Genomic DNA, 4,108 nt, shown 5'->3' with positions numbered 1-4,108 from the left:
ACGAATTCTTTAGACTTTTCTCGTCGTCGTTTACTACAAATGTTGAGCTTCACTGCGCTGGGGGCTGGTCTAACCGTACTGCCTGAGGCGATCGGCTTGAGATCGGTTGCTTCGGCTCAGGTCAAGCCAGGTTACCAAAGACGCCTACAGCGAGCGCTGGAAATCGGCACCCGCGCGTACATTTGGGGCTATCCCTTAATCTATACAAAACGGTTTGAAATTCGGCGGCTTGCCATAACCGCTCCGTTTAACCAGTTTTCCCGTTCGCAGAATTTGACAACCGCTAGAAATAGAGCGGTCGTTGCGCCAAACAATGACACGCTGTACTCAACTGCTCTGCTAGATTTACGCCAAGAACCTGTTGTTCTCAGCGTTTCCGACACAAATGGACGCTATTACAGCCTGCAATTCTTTGATAATTACACCAATACGTTTGCCTACGTTGGCAGGCGCGTCACCGGAACGAGCGCAGGTGAGTATGCGATCGTCGGTCCCAATTGGCGTGGCAGCTTGCCGAGTAATTTTAAGCAAATCAAATCTCCCGTCAATACGGTGTTTATTTTGGGTCGCACCTTGATCGATGGTGAGGCAGATTTACCCGCTGCTCGGGCAGTTCAGCAGCAGTACACGTTGGTTCCCCTCAGCCGCTATGGAACGCCTCCGGTAGAAGTGCAGCCTCCACCCACCGATCGACAATTTTTGAATCCGAACGACATTGCGTCTAGTGGAATCGCGGTGTTTGATGAACTGGGCGAATACTTGGTCAGTACACCTCCACGTCGGTCAGAAGCGTCTCTGCTGCGGCGATTCGCATCGATCGGCATTGGACCGAATCGTCGTCCCTCGGAGGAGATTACAGATGAGGCAACGCTGGAAGGACTGCAACAGGCAATTCCTGCGGCAGAGAAGCTGATCGAAGAGAAATGGTCGAACCTTGGCACAACCACCAATGGCTGGTCGATTAGCTATGAGCTAGGAGGAGATTTTCGTAAAGACTACCTGCTGAGAGCAGCAGTCGCTAAATATGGCATTTTTGCAAATGTTCCTGAGGAATCTTTGTATTTTGGAACTGACGTTGACAACGTGGGAAACCCTCTGGTTGGCAGCAACCGCTATGTGTTGACCTTTGATCAATTGCCGCCTGTAAATGCCTTTTGGTCGCTGACTCTTTACGGACTCGATCGCTTCTTTTACGACAATCCGCTCAATCGGTATGCGATCGGCGATCGCACTCCAGGATTGCAGTACAACGCCGATGGAACCCTCACTCTTTACATCCAGAATGAAGCTCCTGCGGGTAATGAGCCTAACTGGTTCCCGGCTCCTAGAGATAGGTTCTCCCTGACGCTACGCACCTACGAACCCAAGCAGATTTTGCTGGATGGTCAATACCAGCCGCCGTCAGTTGTACAAATTTAGAGCCAATGAAGAGTCTTGTCAGCACTACAGGTGCCCCACGTTCAACCAGTCGCCAGCACCAGAGGGTTTTCCGCCTCCGCTGGGTCCGTGGTTTTGTTCTTCCCGTGGTCCTTTTGATTGGGTGGGAAGTCTTATCCCAAATTGGGTTCTTTCCACCCAACCTTCTTCCGGCTCCCTCCGCCGTGCTGCAAACGCTGTGGGAGTTGGCGCTGAGTGGCGAATTAATGGAGCACATCAGCATTACGCTGGTTCGCATGGCGATCGGCTTCATTCTTGGAAGCGCTGTGGCAACAATTTTAGGCGCGTTAACGGGCTATTTTCGGCTGCTGCACGATGTGCTTGATCCACTGCTGCAATCGCTGCGAAACATTCCCTCACTCGCTTGGGTGCCGCTGTTCATTCTTTGGATGGGCATCTACGAAACTGCCAAAGTCGCGCTGATTGCTGTAGGCGTGTTTTTTCCGGTCTATCTGAATTTGATGAGCGGTGTCCAGAGCGTCGATCGCAAACTGGTCGAAGTCGGCAAAGTGTATCGACTCAATGCATTTCAGCTCATTCGGCGCGTGTTCTTACCTGCAACGCTGCCTGCCTACGTCGTTGGGTTGCGCAGCGGGTTGGGATTGGGCTGGATGTTTGTTGTGGCAGCCGAAATTATGGGGTCGAGTCAGGGATTGGGATTTTTGCTGGTAGATGGTCAAACGACGGGTCGCCCAACGGTCATTCTTGCCAGCATTTTGCTGTTTGCCATTTTGGGCAAGCTGACCGATACCGGATTGGCGATCGTCGGAAACCGTCTGCTGCACTGGCAAGATTCGTACCGCTAAGTGAGGAACCTAAATGCTGCGAATCGAACACGTTTCTAAGCAATTTAACAACGGCTTTCTGGCTCTGGATGGCATTCATCTCCAGGTGAATCCAGGCGAAATTGTCAGCTTTGTTGGGACAAGCGGCTGCGGCAAAAGTACGCTGCTGCGGATTATTTCGGGATTGGAGTCTCCAACCTCTGGGCAGGTATTGATCGACGATGAATTAATTCGTTCGCCGCATCCCAACATTGGAATTATTTTTCAGGAGCCGCGCCTGATGCCGTGGTTGACGGTGCAACAAAATGTGCAGTTTGGCTTGGAGGCGTGGCTGCCCAAGCCAACGTGTAGCAGTCTTGTTCAGCGAATGCTCGATCGCGTTGGCTTAACAGAATTTGCGCAAGCTCTGCCGCGTCAGCTTTCTGGCGGCATGGCGCAGCGAGTCGCGATCGCTCGCGCCCTCGTGACCAAGCCATCGATTCTGCTGCTAGATGAACCGTTCAGCGCTCTGGATGCCTTCATTCGCATGAAGCTACAGGATCATCTGCTGCACATCTGGACGGACGATCGCCCAACGCTGCTGTTGGTGACGCACGACGTTGAAGAAGCACTAGTGCTCAGCGATCGCGTCATTGTGCTGCGTGGCAGTCCCGGACGGGTCTATCGAGAGTTTGTGCTGGATCTACCGCGTCCCCGCAAACGCACCGATCTACAAGTTCAGCGCTGGAAAGAGCAGCTTTTGAGCGCACTAGATTTGTCAAGCGATCAGTCGGAATTACCAGCGGAGCACGCGATCGCTGAACTCCACTGATTGCGACAAACGCGGGTCCTACATACACACGTCATTCCCTCATCAATCTGATCTGAATTGAAACCGTAAGGAAATCACGAATGAGTCAACGTAAAAAATCAGGGGCAATCAGCCGTCGTCGATTTATGGCAACCGCTGCTGCCGGAACAGCTGGGGCACTCCTCGCCACAGAATTGCAGCAGATTTCCGCCGCTGCTACCCGTCGTCGTCCCAATATCCTGTTTATTATCACGGATGATTTAGGCTTTGGAGACCTCAGCCTTTACGGGCAAACTGCCTATCAGACGCCAAATTTGGACCAGCTCGCGCAGGATGGAATTCGGTTTACAAATGCCTACGCGGCTCAAACCGTTTGTACACCCACCCGTGTTGCGTTCTTCACAGGTCGCTATCCAGCGCGGACGCCTGTGGGTCTAAGAGAGCCTTTACCGTTCATCCAGCAAGTTGGAGATAGCGTTGGGCTACCGCCTGAGCATCCAACCATTGCCTCGCTCTTAAAAGCTGAAGGGTACGAGACGGCATTAGTGGGTAAATGGCACGTGGGCTATGTGCCCAGGTATGGTCCGCTAAAGAGCGGATTTGACGAGTACTTTGGCAACCTTAGCGGTGGAATTGACTACTTCACCCACAAAGACTCGAATGGAACGCTTGACTTCTACGAAGGTGAGGAGCTGGCGGACGTTCCTGGCTACGCCACCGATCTCTATACGCAGCGTGCCGTTGACTTTATTCAGCGCCCTCGCAGCCGCCCGTTCTATTTGAGTTTGCACTACAACGCGCCGCACTGGCCTTGGCAAGGACCGGACGACGAGGAATCCAGTAGAACGTTTTATCCGTCTAATCCCTTCACGGCAGGCGGTTCACCAGAAACGTACGCCGCGATGATGACAAGCTTAGATCAGGGAGTTGGCAAAGTTCTTCAGGCGCTTCAGGACTCTGGACAGGCAGACAATACGATCGTGGTGTTTACCAGCGACAACGGCGGCGAACGGTTCTCGAACTTCGGACCCTATCAGGGCAGAAAAGGCAGCCTCTATGAAGGCGGCATCCGAGTTCCTGCATTTATTCGCTGGAA

At 52.8% G+C, this 4,108-nt stretch carries 4 protein-coding genes; all 4 read left to right on the top strand.

Annotated elements, in window-relative coordinates:
• Positions 1-1,419: DUF1254 domain-containing protein (locus H6F43_RS02200; RefSeq protein ID WP_206754531.1), on the top strand; the 1,419-nt coding region annotated here is incomplete at its 5' end.
• A gap of 5 nt (positions 1,420-1,424) precedes the next feature.
• Positions 1,425-2,243: an ABC transporter permease gene (locus tag H6F43_RS02195; protein ID WP_190340378.1), complete on the top strand. Its 819-nt coding sequence runs from the start codon at positions 1,425-1,427 to the stop codon at positions 2,241-2,243.
• Between the two features lie 13 nt (positions 2,244-2,256).
• Positions 2,257-3,033 carry an ABC transporter ATP-binding protein gene (locus H6F43_RS02190; RefSeq protein ID WP_190340377.1) on the top strand — a complete coding sequence of 259 codons (777 nt, stop codon included), beginning with the start codon at positions 2,257-2,259 and terminating at the stop codon, positions 3,031-3,033.
• 80 nt (positions 3,034-3,113) lie between these two features.
• On the top strand, positions 3,114-4,108 hold a 995-nt coding region (locus tag H6F43_RS02185; protein WP_190340376.1), incomplete at its 3' end, for a sulfatase-like hydrolase/transferase.

Origin of the sequence: Leptolyngbya sp. FACHB-36 (genome assembly GCF_014695955.1) — a bacterium.
In the GTDB taxonomy this organism is placed as follows: Bacteria; Cyanobacteriota; Cyanobacteriia; order Leptolyngbyales; family Leptolyngbyaceae; genus FACHB-36.
The sequence above is the reverse complement of the archived record's forward strand: the minus strand, read 5'-3'. Positions and strand labels throughout refer to the sequence as shown.